This window comes from Streptococcus sp. 27098_8_22, assembly GCF_041432415.1.
Lineage (GTDB): Bacteria > Bacillota > Bacilli > Lactobacillales > Streptococcaceae > Streptococcus > Streptococcus pseudopneumoniae_M.
This window is the reverse complement of the sequence record NZ_JAPVZP010000001.1, coordinates 288,916-304,939: the sequence shown is the minus strand read 5'-3', so window position 1 is coordinate 304,939 and position 16,024 is coordinate 288,916. Positions and strand designations below refer to the sequence as shown.

The following is a 16,024-nucleotide window of genomic DNA, read 5'->3' as shown; positions in this document are numbered from 1 at the left end:
TTTTGGGAGGAAAAATTATGAGACAAAAAAGTAAGGAGAGAATTTCAAGAGAGATTATAATCCAGTTTTTGATGAAGGAAACAGGTTCAACACGAAAAGAAATAATAGCAAGTATAGGAGAACTTGAGGCCTTTGGGTTGATAGGATTTACCATGAATGGTGACTTTAGACTGAAAGAGGTGTAATTTATGAAACAAATTCAGTTTATTAGTGCTAGCCATTATCAGACATCTGATCGCTTTTATGCCTTACCAAAGGTTTTGTTTGAAAATCCTATTTATGAGGATATGAGGTTAGATGCAAAAGTCGCTTATGCCATGCTTAAAGATAGACTAGATCTTTCTTTCAAGAATAATTGGATTGATGAGAATGGAAATATTTATCTGGTTTATTCCAACTCTAATTTGATGAAGATACTAAGTTGCTCGAAATCTACCCTATTAAGAATTAAGAAGCAACTCACAGAGTATGGATTAATTCATGAGGTTCAACAATCTACAAGTAAATCAGGAAATCTAGCTAATCGAATTTACCTTGGTCTCTTGCAAGATGACACAGTTGCTAGAATGGTTGATAAATCAGGTGATTTCAAATCTGACACTAGGGGGGTGTCAGATTTAGACCAGGGGGGTGTCAAAAAAACACCAGGGGGGTGTCAGATTTATACGGGGCTGGTGTCAGATTTAGCCACTAACGATACTGAATATAGTGAGACTAATAGTAATGACACTGAATTAGTTATTTCTGAGGAGGACGAGGAGAGATTCCCTAAAAATTCCCAAAATAATAAACAAGACAGTCTTTCTAGAAAAGTTGATAAAGCTAGCAGGTATGATAAGGATTATATCTATGATTTAGTTTATTCTCAGCTGTTAGAAGAAAATTACTCAGATACGATGGCGACTTATATCATGATGCCATTTGAAGAACGTTATAGATATGCTTTAGAAAATATGCGATTTGCCCGTTCATCAGAAGTGATTGCTGAATACGTTTATAATGGTTTACTTGCAATTTATAATAGTAATGCTAGGAAATGTATGGGAAATAATTGAAAATGAAATATATCAAGTTAAGAAGAATTACAACAAATTGCTAAAAGAAAGAGAGTTGACTTTATGGGATTGTTTAATAGCCAAGAGAGAATTTACAGAGGGCAAGCTATGAAAGCTACACCTTCCCAACCAGTTCAAGAAGTTGAAATGATTGTAGAGTATTTTGATAAAACGGTAGAAAGTATTTCTATCACTTTCAATCTGGAGGAACTAGAAAAATTGGTATCAAGTTCATTTGGAACAGGAGCGAGTATGAATTTTACATCAGTGACTCCACCGTTTTCTATCAACCCTAGATGGGTGAAGAAGATAACCTATCGGAAAAAATAAGGATAGGAGATTACCATGCTAGTAGATTGTCCAATGTGTGATACAGAGTTCGATTCTGCTGAGGAATGCGGATTCTGTCCGTGTTGTGGAGAAGATTACGATTCTTTAGTAGGTGAAGACTGGAATTAAGATAGCCCCATATTTCTAAAATATTTGACCTGAGCAAGTCATAAAACTACTTTTGACCTTTGAAAATTGAATATCCCACTGTCCCGATTAGCGCAGTCTAGGCATAAAAAGAAGAACAGGGGCGGTGTGTATCTAGAAAGTATATCTAGTGCTGACTGCATTATGTAAAGTCACGGTTGACTTGTCCCGTAAGACGAAAGAGTTTGCGATTTCTAAACTATAAATCGTGCGTAAAAAACACAGTAGAGATGTACGGCATCAACTCGGCATGGCTGTAAATCAGCCTTTGATTCAAAAAGGAGGACAATATGAATCAAATAAAATCAACTAGTGAGGTTACACTCACTGACTTAAGACGACTAGGTTTGCAAGGTGATGCAACCGCACGGCTTGCAAGTGGTGAAGAAATGAAATTAACTAGTAAGCATGGTCTTATTCCCCAAAAAGGATATGTGGCAGGAAAACTTCAAACCGTTGAAATGATTGCAGAATACTCTAAAATCTATAGAGATATACGCACCATTAAACGTGGAGATATTTTAGTTGCCAGACGAATTAAGCAAGGTAATAAAACTATCTTACAGCTAACCGGTAAAGGTTATCACCGACCTAGCGGTAAAATTTAACAGATAGAGTCCTCATCTATCTGTTTTGGGGAGCAAGGAATTGTTTCTTTGTTGCTGAAAGCAGATAGGTGATGTTATGAAAAGGTGAAGAAATGAGTATTATACAGATAATATTTACAGTTATTCTTTTAGCCTCTGGGATTCTAGTATATATGACTTTTATTCCAAATAAATTGTCTGATAAAATCTCACGAGAACTAAAAGACTATTCAAATAAGCATTGTTTTAAGTAATATCAAAAAGGAGAAATCAAATGGAAATGATGAATGAAGTTAAGAAAGTTTTATTAGCTGGCGCAATCGCAACGGCGGCTGTTGGAGCAACGACTCAAGCTTCCGCAGAAGAATTAAAACCTACAGAGCCAATTTCAGGGAGCCAACAGAAGACAGCAACTAAAAAAACAGTTACAGAAACTGATGTTGCTATCTCCAAAGCAAATGTGGATCAGGCAAACACAGTTGTAAAAAAACATGAGGAGATTGTAAACACAGCTCAAAATGAGGTGAACAATGCTGAGAAAGCAATTGATGAAGCTACAGAAACTGTTACTCAAGCGGAGAAAGTAGTCAAGGAAGCTACTCCTAAAAATATCCAGGATGCAAAAGAAGATGTCTCTGCAAAAGAAATTGCTGAGAAGAAGGCTCAAAAAGAACTGTCTTCTGCTGAAAAGCAACAAAAGCTAGCTGAAAAGAATGTTACTGATCAGGAAGCAAATGTCAAAGAAGCTACGAGAAAGCTTGCTGACAAAACAAAAGAAGTTACAGATGCAGAACAAATTGTAGCTGAAAAACAAGCTATTTTAGACGGAACTGGAGTTGCGGGTATTGTTGCTAATGCTGAAGCTGCTGAGCGAAACTTGGAAATGAGCGAAAAAGCTGAATCACAAGCTCGACAAGAGTTGAAACTTGCTAAAAAAGCAGATGAACAACGTGCTTCTAAGTTGAAACAGGCAGAAGAAGAGGTAACGAGTACAGAAGCAACTAGGTTGGTGGAAGCGCAGGAACTAGATCAAGCAACCACTCAAGCTACTAACGCTGAAAATCAGTATCAAGTAGCTAAAGAGAATCTATCTAAAGCTCAAAGTATCCTGGATAGTTTGACAACGACCTCTATCACTTATCCTGCTGGCTATGTAGAAGCTTTAAAAACTTACTTCAATAATCCCACTGAAGAAAATTCAAATAAGTTACAAGAAATTGCCAAGAGAGGTATGACTGCTGCTGGATTTAGCTCGCCAGATGGTGGTGAGACTTATTACGGTAATCCAACTTCTCCATTTAAGCAGAGTGAAGCAGATAAAAAGACTGTGATTGCTGATGTCAACCATTTATCTGCTGAAATTCAAGATGAACTTGCCATTTTCAATGCACAATTGATTAATGATTTCCGTCAATTGATGGGAACAGATGATATTCCAGTTTTAGTGAATCGAGATATGCAGAAAGTGGCACAGAAAGCAACTCAGCTATCAACTAATCAGTATGGGCATGACCTAGATGCTTTGAATACTGTTGCGAAAGAAGTTGGTTTGAATCAGGGGAATCAAGGTCTGCTTGCTGAAAATATTGGCTTTCAAAATGCAGATGATGTAGTCACATTAGCTGATCTGAAACAACAGGCATACAACAACATGGTTATGATGCTGTTTTATGATAAGCACGCTGATTGGGGCCATGCTTTAAACTTTGCAGGACTTGATCGTAAGTCAGTCACGCTACAGTATATCGGTGTAGCAACCCGAAAGACAGATCTTGGTTTAGTTGCGATGCACTATGTTGGAACAGATTCTAAAACAATTGATTTGCTGAAAAATGGTTTCCATCAAAATGTTAAAATTGATACTAAGAACAATCTAGCTAGTCTTCAGGAAAGAATTCAAGTAGCTAGAAATTCTGTGGCACAGGCTCAGGATACTTATGATACTGCGGAAACGAATCGTAAGGATGCACAAGCTAGAAAAGAACAAGCACAGACAGAATATACTCAAGCAGAAGTTACTGCGCAAAATGCAGTGACTAATCGTAATGATATTCAGAATATTGCTTTAAAAACTCCTGAAGCAGAAGATAAGTTAAAGCAGGCGGAAGGAAACCTTGAAAAAGCTAGTTTAGAAAACAAACAAGCGCAAGAGGCTTTGGAACAGTTGAATGCAGACGTACAAAACAAACGTGAAGCACTTGCGTTAGCTAAAGATAAACTAGCTGAAAAACAAACTGAATGGGAATCACTGAATGAAGCTTTGACTGCTGAGAAAGAGGCATTGTTTGCTAAACAAGGTGAACTTACTCGAATTAAAGAACTTGTCCTCAGTCGTCAAGCTTTACTTTCAGAATCAACTGAAGCCTTGAAAGCATCAAAAGAGCGAGTGGAAGTTTTGCAAAATGCCCCACAACTCTTAGAAAAGGCAAAACTGAATCTTGAATCTGCTCAAGAAGTTTTGAAAGAAAAGAAATCCGTTCTTGAGTTAGCACTAGTAAAACTAGAAGCTGCAAAAGCAGAACAAAGAAAGGTATTAGAGGCTCATAAAGAGTTGTTGTCGGCTTATCGTGATTATCTGGAAGCACAACAAGAAATTGAGCATCAAAAAGAGTTGGCTGTTCAAAAAGTAAGCATTGAACAAGATGGAACTCATTCTACTCCAGTGGTTCAAAATGGAAAGACTGCGAAGTATGTGCACGAACAAGTGGCAGTGGCCAAAGTCAAAGATCCAGTTTATCAAGCACCCGCTGCAACATACGAATTACCTAAGACGGGAGAAAAAGCATCTAGTCTTTGGTTCTTGGGAATGGTAACTGTTTCACTTTTAAGTCTGTTGAAAATCAAACGAGAATCTAAGGAAAATTAAACTTATTAAAGTCATCAAGGTTTCTTGGTGACTTTTTGGTTGGAGGAAAAATGATAATTGTATATTTTAGAGCAAGAGATCCATCAAATATATCCGATAGAAAATAATCCAATGAACATTTAGAAAGGCGATAATATGAAAAAAACATTTAGCTATAGAAAATATGGGAAACGTCTATGTTCTGTAGCACTTGGACTTGTTGCGGTTGGGATTGTCGGTTCGGCAATAGCTCAAGCTGATGAATCTAAAAGTGATTCTTCAGTTAACTCAGCTGTGACTGAAAAAACAGAGCAGAAGGATGCAGAATCCTCTGGGATTGACGAAAAACAGGTTAACAAGAATAAATCCGACAAATTCAAGGATTTGGAAAAGACAAAAATTGAAATCGAAAAGGTCAAGAAAGATGCGCCTAAGGTTAAAAATCCTAATCCAGAACCAGTTGATCCTAAACAACCTGATTTTTCTCCAGAACTAAAAACTACTGAAAATACAGTAGTAACTGGTGAAGATAAAGCAGGATCTAATGAGCTTCTGTTTAAGACAAGAGCTCCTACAAATACGAGTACAATAAATGAAATTGATCCTCTTATTACGGATCATGTTTATGACTATTCTTCTTCTAATGCAGGTAAAGTAAAGGATTCCTTACTCCTAAGTAAGAAGATTATTGAAGAAAATAAAAACCCTCAAAGTCGTCACATTATTCAACTTTATGCGGATAATTACGGACAGAGTTCATATCATGCGAGCACAAAAAAAGAAATTAAAGACACTGTGGGCATATCTTCAACTCTCTTGACGAAGCAAGAAGCGCTTGAAATCATTGATAATCTGTTGAAGATTAAGGCTCCAACAGAAAAAGATTCTGAAATTCACGAGTATGGTGCTTATTTTGCTGCTTTAGCAAATGCTCTAGGTTCACACCGCTACCTAGATGAGTCTGTAGATGTTGTTGTTCCATTTGAAGAGATTGTTGAAAAAATCACTAAATCTTCTGATACAATCTCAGTTATCCAATACACTGACGGTTGGATGGATAAAGGTAAACCAGAAGAAATGGATAAATCATTCGCTGAGTGGGCGAAGAAACGGGCTAGGACCTTTATGTCAGTTGTCAATCGTAATCAGGTTACAGACAACGACACTAACTCTATGCGTTCGATTGAGCAAATGAAAGAATTGGGTCATCCCAATATCTACGATATGACTGGTAAAGACAAGTCAGTTGTAGATGCTGAAGTGGTTAAACAGTTTATGGAAACTGCTACTGTTAAAGTACAAACCTCTAAGGGCGCAGACCAAACAGCTCAAGTTGCCATCGGTGGAGATGGAATAAAAATCACTAAGGCTTTGTTAAAAGGTGGTAAAGTCAATAAAGAATTACCGGTCAAAGATGGGAAGGTTGATTTTTCAGAAAAACTACCTGATGGTGATTACTCAATCGTTTATAGCTTTACTGGAGAAGGAACTGCAACAGGTACAGTGTCACTAGATGGAAAAGAAGTGGCTAAGAAATCTGATTCTATCAAAAACGAAGGTGGAGCTGTTACTGCTGATTTCCGAACAGCGGATGGAAAAGAAATTCCTGGTCAAGGCGATATCACAATTGTCGAATCTGGTAAGGAGATTGGTAGTGAATGGAAGGCAACTGAAGTTAAGAAGGAATTGACTGTTGATGGTGAAACCTATGTATTGACTGGAGAGCCTAAAGAATCTTCTGGAAAAGTTACTAAGGATACTGTTAAACTACATTATCTGTATGAAAAGAAACCAGCAGATAAAATGGTTTATTCTTTAGCAGTCAAGGTTCTGAATGCTTTAACGAATGAGCAGATTGATCAGGATATTCTTGTAGCTAAGGGATTCTCTGGGGATGATTATGATATCAAAGCTCCGACTGTTGATGGATTTGAAATTACCCTTAAAGAAGGCGAAGAGAAAGGGAAATTTGCTGAAAATGACCTTTTGCTGACTTACTTGGCACATGAAAAGGGCGAGGAAGTTAAAGCTATCTTTGTAAACGAAAAGGGTGAGGAAATCAAGAATTCTGAAGTTATTTCTAAAGCTGGAGAGCTTGTAGGTAAAGACTGGAAATTTGATCGTGATGTTGAAACAGAAATTACAGTTAAAGATACAACTTATGTTTTGAAGGCAGTTCCGGAAGAATTGGAAGGGGAGGTTTCTTCAGATAAACAGACACTTAAGTTTGTTTATAAGGAAAAAGAGAAACCGGTTGAACCAAAGAAAACGGAAGAAAAAGCTGCTGAATCAAAGAAGGAAGAGCCTAAAAAACTTCCTAAAACTAGTGCTGTAAAGGATGTATTGAATGGATAATAAAAAAGGAGAATAAATGAAATTTAATAATGAGACAAGAGCATTCGGATCAATCCGAAAAACAAGACGTTGGGGAACGTGTGGAGTAATTCTTGGTCTAGCTGCCTTAGGTTTGATGACTAGTCCAGTTAGAGCAGATGAACGAGTAAATCCAAATCCTGCTACAAATGCAAAAAGTTTACAAGGCTCCCCAACGGTGGATTCTACAAAAGACCAAGGTAGTTCAGAAAAATCAATAGGTTCTGTTGAAGTTACTGTTAACCGAGAAAAAGTAGAGTCTGCGGTATCTGCTGCAAAAGAAGCAGGTTTAATTGTAAAAGAAACTGAAGTTAACGGTGGTTTGGTGACTAATTCTGATGAGTTAGCTAAGAAAACTGCTGAGATTGAGTCTAGTTACGACAAGCAAGCAACTACTATTGTAGACGAGTCTGAGAAGTACAAAAAGGAAGTAGAAACTCGTAAAGAAGAGATTAAAACGATTACTACTGAGAACAAGGAAAAGCAAGACTCTTATGACAAAGCTAAAGCTCAGTATGATAAAGACTTAGCAGATGCTACTACTAAAAACGCTCAGATTGATAAAGAAAATCAAGAAAAGAATGAGCGTTTAAAAGCTGAGAGAGAGCGTGTAGCAAAAGAGAATGAGCGTATCAAACAAGAAAACGCTCTTGCTAAGTCTACTTATGAAAAAGCAGTAGAAGAAAAAGCTAAGAAAGACGCTGCTATTGATAAGGAAAACGCAGATGCCAAGAAAGCTTACGAAGAAGCTTTAAACAAGTGGACTATTGAAAAAGGCAAGGCTGATGCAGATTTAACGAAGTATAATGAGCAGTTAGACCAGTATAAAAAAGACTTAGCTGAGTACAATCGTAAGTTAGCTGAGATTAGAACTCAACGTGTTCAAGGTAGCGCAAACGGGGTTACGATTTATGGTGAATTTGATGAGTCAAAACGTGGTTCTTTAGATTATTACTCTAAGTTGACTGCGGTATTTGACTCTAGTATTCCGAATCTGGAAGTTGTAGATGGTGCTATGGGTGCAAATAAATCAACTTATTTAACCTTAGATAGAAACCTACAACATGATAGATATGAAGGTCGAGATTTTTATGGGCATTCTGATTCTAAAGGTACTTATGGTGGTGGGGTTATTACCGGTATCCAAGCAGGGTCAACTTTCACAATCCATAACGTTGGTCTAACCAAGTCAGGTAAAACAATCTCTGCACGTTTCATTTCTTGTTCAACACCTGTACCAGAGCATAGAATAGATGGTAGTAATGATGTCTATACTCGTTTAAACATTTGGTGGAATAAAGTTTATGGTGATAATCAAGTAGTATCAGTCAACTTTAATCCTTATAACTATTTGAATAATGATTGGGATATTCAGTATTATGATGAAAACACAGGACAAGTTTTAAACCTAGGTGATATCTCTATTTATTCTGACTTGGATTACCTACAAGCAGTTCGTCATACTTATGGGGATGGTAGTACCGGTGTTGTAGTAAATCCTTATGGTTCTTATGTTCAAGAGAAAAATATTCGAGGACAACAATACTGGCAAGGTATTAAAAGCGATGGAGTTTTCAGTTCAGACGATGAAAGTGGTCTACATCGTTGGAGAAAAGGTGATCCTTATTATGTTGATGTAGATGATTATAATGATATTCCAGCGGGTTCTATTTTAAGTGTAGGTTATGGTACTACTCATCATTTAACTTATTTAGCTAATGGAAATAGGGAATTAAGACCATATTCTCCATCAGAGTCTGCTGCTTATAGAACTTATTGGAATAATTGGAACAGAGACCACGGTAAAGGTGCTGATTCTGATTTGACTATTTTTCAATCAGGTTATGCCTTCCAACTTTGGGGTGGTCGCTCTGTCATTAATCAACTAGAGGAGCCAAAACCACCCCTTGAACCAAGTAAGTTTACAAAATTAATACCAAACAAACTTGAATATAAGGAAAAGGATAAGACTCCATTGACACCTCCTACGGAGAAACCTTTAGTAGCTTCACCAAAAGAAGAACCAGATACACCTCACGTTCCTACTCCGAGTGAACCTCCTAAACCAGAGTTGAAAAACGTTCCAAATGAAGTAGCACCAAGAGAAATTGAAGTTACTTACACACGCTTGAGAACTACCCCTACCGTAGAAAAGTTAGTTAAGAACTCTGCAGGTGCAAATGTAAATAATTCTTCAGTACCTAAGTTATCAGAAGTTGTTTGGGAGTTAGAAACTAAACCTCTAGCGGCAAACAGAAAAGAAACTACAATCTATGAGTTAACGGACAACTTACCTCAAGGGTATCTACTTGATTTAGCAAAAACTGTAGATCAAAACCAAGACTTTACTGTAACCTATGATAATGATAAGCATCAGTTGAAAGGTTCACTTAAAGCTGAAGGTTTAGTGAAAGTAAATACTGATTTAAGTAAAGCCTATAAAACTCCAGTTCTTAAGGTTTATGGCACAGTAACAAATGATGGTGCAACCTATAAGAATAACTTCCATTTGAACTTAAACAATGAGTTTGAGTCTTATTCAAATATTGTTAAGGTAACAACACCAGGTAAACCGAATGATCCTGACAATCCAAATAACAACTTAATCAAGCCTCTCAAACACAATCATAATAAGGATGGTGTTATTATTGATGGAAAAACAGTTCTAGCTGGTTCAACAAATTACTATCATATAACCTTGGATTATGATCAGTATAAGGGAATAAAGGCAGATCCAAATGCTATTCTAAAAGGCTTTGGTGCAATTGATGATTATCCAGAAGAGGCAGTGACTATCAATCAATCAGATATTCGTTATATTGATAGCGAAGGAAAAGAAGTTTCTGGAATTTCAGTTTATCAGTACGATTCTATTGAATCTGTTGATAATGATAAGGTTAAAGCCTTTCTAGATAGTTCTGAAATTAAGCCTAAGGGAGCTTTCCAAGTATTTTTAGTGGATGATCCAGAAGCCTATTTTAACCAATATATCAAAGCAGGAAAATCTGTTACAATTATTGATCCAATGGTAACTAAGGAAGAATTGCGAAATTCAGGAAAATCATTCGAGAATACGGCTTACCAAGTTGATTTCGGTAACGGATATCAAACTGATACAGTTGTAAATAATGTTCCTACTGTTAAACCAACCAAAAAGAATCTGAACAAAGCAGGTGTTGACATCGATGGGAAACAAGTCTTGGCAGGATCTGTAAACTACTACAAGGTAACTGCAGATTATAGCCAATACAAGGGCATTGAAGTAGATAAAGATCGTATTGGTAAAGGCTTCTACATTGTTGATGATTATCCAGAAGAAGCTGTTACGATCAATCAAGATGGTGTTCAAGTGACTGATTCTAAAGGTCAAGTGGTTAAAGGTTTGAAAATGGCTCTTTATGAAAGTCTAGAAAAAGCTCCATCAGGTGTACAAGAAGCCTTGAAGTCTAGCAATTTCACTCCGAAAGGAGCGATTCAAGTATTTGAGGCAGAGAATCCAGAGGAATTCTACAAGACCTACGTTCAAACTGGAGAAGTTCTGACGATTACTAATCCAATGACTGTTAAGAAGGAATTGGGTCAAACAGGTGGTAAGTATGAGAACACAGCCTACCAAATTGATTTTGGTATGGCCTATGTAACTGAAACAGTAGTCAATAATGTTCCAAAGATTGAACCGAAAAAAGATGTAGTGATCGACCATCTAAGCAAAGAAAGCTTGGATGGAAAAGAGGTAAAACTGAATCAAACATTTAATTACAAATTAGTTGGTTCGCTAGTGCCAAAAGATCGCTCAGAACAGCTATTTGAGTATAAATTTAGCGATGACTACGATGAAACACATGATGATTATCAGAGTGTCTATCAAGTGTTTGCGGCTGTAGATTTTGAAACAAGTGACGGTCAAAAATTCAAAGCTGGTGATGAATTAACTAAGTTCACAAGTCAATTAGTAGACAAGGCTAAAGGTAAAGTAGATATTAGCTTTGATGATACTTTCTTGAAGTCAATTTTAGAGACATCAGAGTTTCAAGCAGAAGTATATCTACAAATGACACGTATTCAGTCAGGAACAGTAGAAAATATTTACTATCATACGGTTAATGGTGTGGAAGTTGTTTCCAATACGGTTGTGACTCATACTCCAGAAGAACCAAAACCAGAACAACCGAAAAATGAAGAACCAAAGCCAGAGCCAAAACCGGAACCAAAACCAGAGCCAAAAACTCCTGAAGAACATCCGCAACAACCAGTAAGTCAGCCAGAACGAAGCTTGCCTTCAACAGGTGAGAAGGATTCTGCAGATTTACTATTAGCTGCTCTAGCAATGGGAAGTGTTGCTACAGGCTTGCTCTACAGCAAGCGCAAGAAAAAAGAGGTTTAGAATACTCTAGGAACCTTTGAAATAAGCTATTTTTATGGTATAATAACAGTAAATCGTGGAGGAGTAGGATTATGAAATTTGGGAATGATTTTTCCTGGTTATGGGTAGCTATCATTAGGATTTTTACAGCTCCCTTTTATATCGTTCTTTGGTGTATTAATGTTGTGAAATCCACTATTGGTATGTTTATTCTGTGGGTTATAGCTAAAATATGTATAACAATCGTATTGATTGGGGGAATGGCAATCATTCATCATCTATTCAATTTCCCAAGCGAAAACATAATTGATAGTATTTTTGGATGGTATAAACCGCATATATTAGGAATGCCCCATGATTCACTTATTACTGCTGGTCAAGTAGTTGATGCACCAAAAGGAGGAGAGTTATTTTTCCCACATCCGAATATTGAAGTTCCGGTTATTATTGGTCTTAGTATTCTAGTAGCTACTGTTCGGACGATTTATCGTGAAGAATTTGAAGAATTATAAAAATAGTATTGTGTTTGGCACTGTAGAAATCTCTGCAGTGCCTTTTGTTATAAAAAAATGAAATTAAAAGAGGTAAAACAAAATGGAAATCATTACAAAAATTATTACTGGTCTAGGCGTAGTTGGAACAATTACAGGTCTTATTTGGATCTGGAATGGTTCAGTTGACTATATTCAAGGAAGGAAGAATAAAGATAAGCAAAGACAAGATGATGGTTCTGATTCTATGATTAATGGTGCATTTTTGGCCGTGGCTTCTGCAGGAATTGCTGCAGCAGTCGTTGCAGCACTATCTCAACTAAAATTTTAGGAGTAGCCTATGAATTTAGATATTAGAGAGCTAACAAGCTCTCTTTCTAGTTATAGCTCTGCTACAAATCAAGCTGTAAATATGATGGCTGATGCAGTCAGACCTATTGGGTATATCCTTTTAGGTCTTTTTTTCTGGTTTGAAATGGCATCATGGTCACAAATGGTTAAGTCGAGGGGAGGTGCATTAACACAGAAGATTTGGTTAGAGGCTTTAATGAAATATTTATTTGCCTTAATCATGATCTCTGCTTCATCTCAAATTTGTGATGCCATTCTTGAATTGCTTAATATTGTTGTAAAGGTAATTGCACATGTAGCACCTACTGTTAAAACAACCATTGATTCAAATATTTCCGGTGGAAAAGGTTGGTTTGAAAAACAGATTATTGAATTTGTTGGCTTTGTTGTCGGTAAAGTTTCTAACGTTATTCTAGGGATTATTGTTTTCCTACGTTACTTGGATTTGTATATGCTTAAAGCTATAGCTCCATTGTTAGTAGCGTTCTTTATGATGGACTCGTTACGATCTGTTACGATTAATTTTTTGAAATACTTTGCGGCCTCTGCCCTTATTGGTGTCATCCTAATTATTGTTTCTGTTGTATATGATTCGATTGTTGCAGCAGATATCCTAAAGGTTACGACTGGTTCCAGTGATTCATGGGGAACAGCCTTTGCTTCAATTGCTAAGGGGGTTATCTACATTTTTGTAATGGTTGGATCTAGTCGAAAAGCTAAGCAACTTTTAGGAGTGTAATCCATGTCTAGAATAATTAGAATTGATCGATCTTATTTTATATGAAAGGAAAATAATTGAAAAAAATTGGATCAGAATTTTTAAGAGAATTTGAAACTGAGGACAAGCCTATTCTATTTGGCTTAACTACTAGAATGATTGTTCTCTACGTATGTTTGCTAATAGCTGTTTCAGGGACAATTACGATATATTTCTTTGGTTTACCTGATTGGTACATTTATCTTTGGGATGCTATATTTGTAGTTCCTGGGGCAATGTACGGTACGGGTATGACTAAGCGAATGCGGATTAAAGAAAAAATCAATTTCTTTTTCCGAATTCAACAAAGAAGCTATGAGACAGAGTTTGGAAAGGTAGGAATTTATACGAAAGATGAGTTTATTCAAAAGCAAAAGAGAAAAACTAGAAAACGCAGAAAAGAAAAGAATTGAGCGCTTGCGTCGTCAGATGAAGCCAACGACACAAAATACAATCAATTATACGCTGCTCCATGAAGATGGATTAATGCACATTGCACGTGAGAAGTATTCTCGTAGCTTTATGCTGGGGGATGCTTCTTACTCAACTGCTCAACAAGATGAAAAAGAGAGCATCATCGATACAACGATGGATGCTCTTAATTCACTGGATGAGGGCAGTAACTATCAACTCTTAGTAATTAACCGTAGAGTATCGGATAACTCCTTACAGAATATCTTGTTTGAAGAAACAAACGATGGCTACGATGACTATCGTGAAGAGCTAAATGAGATGATTAAGGAGCGATTTACGACACACGCTAACAACTTCGAGGTACATAAGTATGTGACCATTTCAACGAACGCTGATGATCGAAAACAGGCGCAGTTGTTACTACAAGATATTGGAGTTTCCCTGGGAACACAATTTCAGGAAGCTGATATTACATTTAAGGAAATGAATGGTCTGGATCGTCTGAAGGTCTTCTCAGAACTATTACGAGGAAACCCGTATGTCAATTTTGATTATCGAGAAATTGCTCTATCTGGATTATCAACGAAATCATTTATCGCTCCGAACCGAATTGAGTTTCAAGAAAAACGTATGATTATTGATGATAGTTGGGCCAAGGTACTCTATGCCCACCGATATCCTAACTGGATGTCTGATCGTCTCATTCGTGATTTAACGACACTGGGATTTGAACTAGCCATTACTATCCATGCAGAACCCTATGAGAATGTTGAAATCTTAGAGAAGATTGACGATGCAGAAACAGATGCTGAAATTGGGAAGCTACGTTCTAAACGTAAGGCTGCTCAATCTGGTATTTTTGATGATGCAGTGGTTGCTGGTCGTGACCAAGAAATCTCAGAAGCTACCAAGAAGTGGCGAGATGAGATTACTGAGTATGATCAGAAAATCTTTTCTGGTTTGATTGCAGTGTATTTTAAGGCAGATAGCCAGGAGGAACTACAACGTAATGAGCAGAAGATTAAGCGTGCTGGACGGAAGCTAGGGGTAGAATTTGAAGACCTCTATTATTACCAGGAAGAGGCTTTAAATACGATTCTACCTATCGGTGAGTGCTTCGTAAATGTGAAGAAGAATTTCATGAGAAAGATGACAACAGCTAATATTGCTACGCAAGTTCCTTTTACTAACGTGGATTTGAAGTCTGACAGCTCACTTGCTCGCTACTATGGTCAAAATCAGTTATCAAACAATATCATTACACTGGATCGAAAACGTGATCTGAATACGGGTTCAGGTGTTGTGCTTGGTTCCTCTGGTTCTGGTAAATCTACTACGATTAAGGGTGGTGAAGTCATTCCGACTTTGCTGAAATATCCAGAAGATCGAGTAATCATTGTGGATCCCGAAGATGAATATTCTGATATTGGCCGTGCTTTCGGTGCTCAGATGGTGGATATTTCGATTGGATCTAAAACACATATCAATCTCTTAGATCTACCGGATCTAGATCGTTTGGACGATGAGGATGACGATCCGATTGGAGATAAGGCAAACTTATTGATGGGATTGTTTGAATCGATTCTATCTGAGGTGACAGATGCACAGATTGGGATTATTGACCGGGTAACAGGTGTGACTTATGAGCGATATTTGACAGAGGATTTCACTCCAACGTTAAAAGAGTGGCATCAGGTATTGAAGGAACAACCAGAGCCAGAAGCTCAAGATTTAGCTTTGGCAGTGGAAACCTATACAACTGGTTCCCAAGATATTTTTGCTCACAGTACCAACGTGGATCTCAATCATCGCTTTGTTATCTTTAATTTGAAGAAGTTGTCTCACAAATTGAAGCCATTCGCTTTGATGGTTATTCAGGATTATATCTGGAATCAAATTGTAGAAAATCAAGGAAAATGTACTACTTGGGTTTACTTTGATGAGATGCAGATTTTATTTAAAAACAAGGCACAAGCGGATTTCTTTACTACATTGTATTCACGGATTCGGAAATACGGTGCGATTCCAACAGGAATTACCCAGAACGTAGAAACGCTGGCTGCTGTTGAAGAAGGTCGGAAGTTGCTTTCAAATAGCGAGTTCATGATTTTGCTCAAACAAAAGCCCCAGGATTTGGCTATCTTAAAGGAGATTGTCAATCTGACTGACAAACAGATTCGCTACTTGGCTCGACCAAAAGCTAAAGGTACCGGCTTAATAGTAGCAGGGCCAGTTGTAGTGCCATTTGAGAATCCAATACCAAAGAATACTAAGTTGTATAACTTAGTCGCAACAGACGCTTAGGAGTCTC

At 37.2% G+C, this 16,024-nt stretch carries 12 protein-coding genes; all 12 read left to right on the top strand.

The features are described from left to right. The first annotated feature begins 17 nt into the window (after positions 1 to 17). The 12 genes from O3633_RS01525 (at position 18) to O3633_RS01470 (ending at position 16,017) form a co-directional block, all read left to right on the top strand. Complete coding sequence (locus O3633_RS01525; RefSeq protein ID WP_371620150.1) at positions 18 to 185, top strand: hypothetical protein; 168 nt, start codon at positions 18 to 20, stop codon at positions 183 to 185. 3 nt (positions 186 to 188) lie between these two features. Then, on the top strand, positions 189 to 1,055 hold the full coding sequence (locus tag O3633_RS01520) for a replication initiator protein A (RefSeq protein WP_371620149.1): 867 nt from the start codon (positions 189 to 191) through the stop codon (positions 1,053 to 1,055). Positions 1,056 to 1,118: 63 nt separating this feature from the next. Then, positions 1,119 to 1,385 (top strand): thiopurine S-methyltransferase, encoded by a 267-nt coding sequence (locus tag O3633_RS01515; protein ID WP_371620148.1) that lies wholly within the window; start codon positions 1,119 to 1,121, stop codon positions 1,383 to 1,385. A gap of 437 nt (positions 1,386 to 1,822) precedes the next feature. Continuing rightward, a complete protein-coding gene (locus O3633_RS01510) occupies positions 1,823 to 2,140 on the top strand; it encodes a hypothetical protein (protein ID WP_371620147.1) in 318 nt (105 codons plus the stop codon). A gap of 253 nt (positions 2,141 to 2,393) precedes the next feature. After that, positions 2,394 to 4,985, top strand: a complete 2,592-nt coding sequence (locus O3633_RS01505) for an SEC10/PgrA surface exclusion domain-containing protein (protein WP_371620146.1) — start codon at positions 2,394 to 2,396, stop codon at positions 4,983 to 4,985. 135 nt (positions 4,986 to 5,120) lie between these two features. Next, positions 5,121 to 7,319, top strand: coding sequence for a MucBP domain-containing protein (locus O3633_RS01500; protein ID WP_371620145.1), 2,199 nt, complete (start codon positions 5,121 to 5,123; stop codon positions 7,317 to 7,319). 16 nt (positions 7,320 to 7,335) lie between these two features. Then, complete coding sequence (locus O3633_RS01495) at positions 7,336 to 11,721, top strand: SspB-related isopeptide-forming adhesin (protein WP_371620144.1); 4,386 nt, start codon at positions 7,336 to 7,338, stop codon at positions 11,719 to 11,721. Positions 11,722 to 11,792: 71 nt separating this feature from the next. Beyond that, on the top strand, positions 11,793 to 12,212 hold the full coding sequence (locus O3633_RS01490; protein WP_371620143.1) for a hypothetical protein: 420 nt from the start codon (positions 11,793 to 11,795) through the stop codon (positions 12,210 to 12,212). 82 nt (positions 12,213 to 12,294) lie between these two features. Continuing rightward, complete coding sequence (locus tag O3633_RS01485; protein WP_371620142.1) at positions 12,295 to 12,522, top strand: hypothetical protein; 228 nt, start codon at positions 12,295 to 12,297, stop codon at positions 12,520 to 12,522. Positions 12,523 to 12,531: 9 nt separating this feature from the next. Further along, positions 12,532 to 13,281 (top strand): TrbL/VirB6 family protein, encoded by a 750-nt coding sequence (locus tag O3633_RS01480; protein ID WP_371620141.1) that lies wholly within the window; start codon positions 12,532 to 12,534, stop codon positions 13,279 to 13,281. A gap of 56 nt (positions 13,282 to 13,337) precedes the next feature. Further along, complete coding sequence (locus tag O3633_RS01475; RefSeq protein WP_371620140.1) at positions 13,338 to 13,712, top strand: hypothetical protein; 375 nt, start codon at positions 13,338 to 13,340, stop codon at positions 13,710 to 13,712. Then, positions 13,654 to 16,017, top strand: a complete 2,364-nt coding sequence (locus O3633_RS01470; protein ID WP_371620139.1) for a VirB4-like conjugal transfer ATPase, CD1110 family — start codon at positions 13,654 to 13,656, stop codon at positions 16,015 to 16,017. The genes O3633_RS01475 and O3633_RS01470 overlap by 59 nt, the downstream gene beginning before the upstream one ends. The last annotated feature ends 7 nt before the right edge of the window (positions 16,018 to 16,024 follow it).

Excerpts from the sequence above, each read along its gene's own strand:
- O3633_RS01495 (WP_371620144.1), top strand. The coding sequence starts at position 7,336 with ATGAAATTTAATAATGAGACAAGAGCATTCGGATCAATCCGAAAAACA.
- O3633_RS01470 (WP_371620139.1), top strand. The coding sequence starts at position 13,654 with ATGAGTTTATTCAAAAGCAAAAGAGAAAAACTAGAAAACGCAGAAAAG.
- O3633_RS01485 (WP_371620142.1), top strand. The coding sequence starts at position 12,295 with ATGGAAATCATTACAAAAATTATTACTGGTCTAGGCGTAGTTGGAACA.
- O3633_RS01515 (WP_371620148.1), top strand. The coding sequence starts at position 1,119 with ATGGGATTGTTTAATAGCCAAGAGAGAATTTACAGAGGGCAAGCTATG.
- O3633_RS01510 (WP_371620147.1), top strand. The coding sequence starts at position 1,823 with ATGAATCAAATAAAATCAACTAGTGAGGTTACACTCACTGACTTAAGA.
- O3633_RS01480 (WP_371620141.1), top strand. The coding sequence starts at position 12,532 with ATGAATTTAGATATTAGAGAGCTAACAAGCTCTCTTTCTAGTTATAGC.
- O3633_RS01520 (WP_371620149.1), top strand. The coding sequence starts at position 189 with ATGAAACAAATTCAGTTTATTAGTGCTAGCCATTATCAGACATCTGAT.
- O3633_RS01505 (WP_371620146.1), top strand. The coding sequence starts at position 2,394 with ATGGAAATGATGAATGAAGTTAAGAAAGTTTTATTAGCTGGCGCAATC.
- O3633_RS01525 (WP_371620150.1), top strand. The coding sequence starts at position 18 with ATGAGACAAAAAAGTAAGGAGAGAATTTCAAGAGAGATTATAATCCAG.
- O3633_RS01490 (WP_371620143.1), top strand. The coding sequence starts at position 11,793 with ATGAAATTTGGGAATGATTTTTCCTGGTTATGGGTAGCTATCATTAGG.
- O3633_RS01500 (WP_371620145.1), top strand. The coding sequence starts at position 5,121 with ATGAAAAAAACATTTAGCTATAGAAAATATGGGAAACGTCTATGTTCT.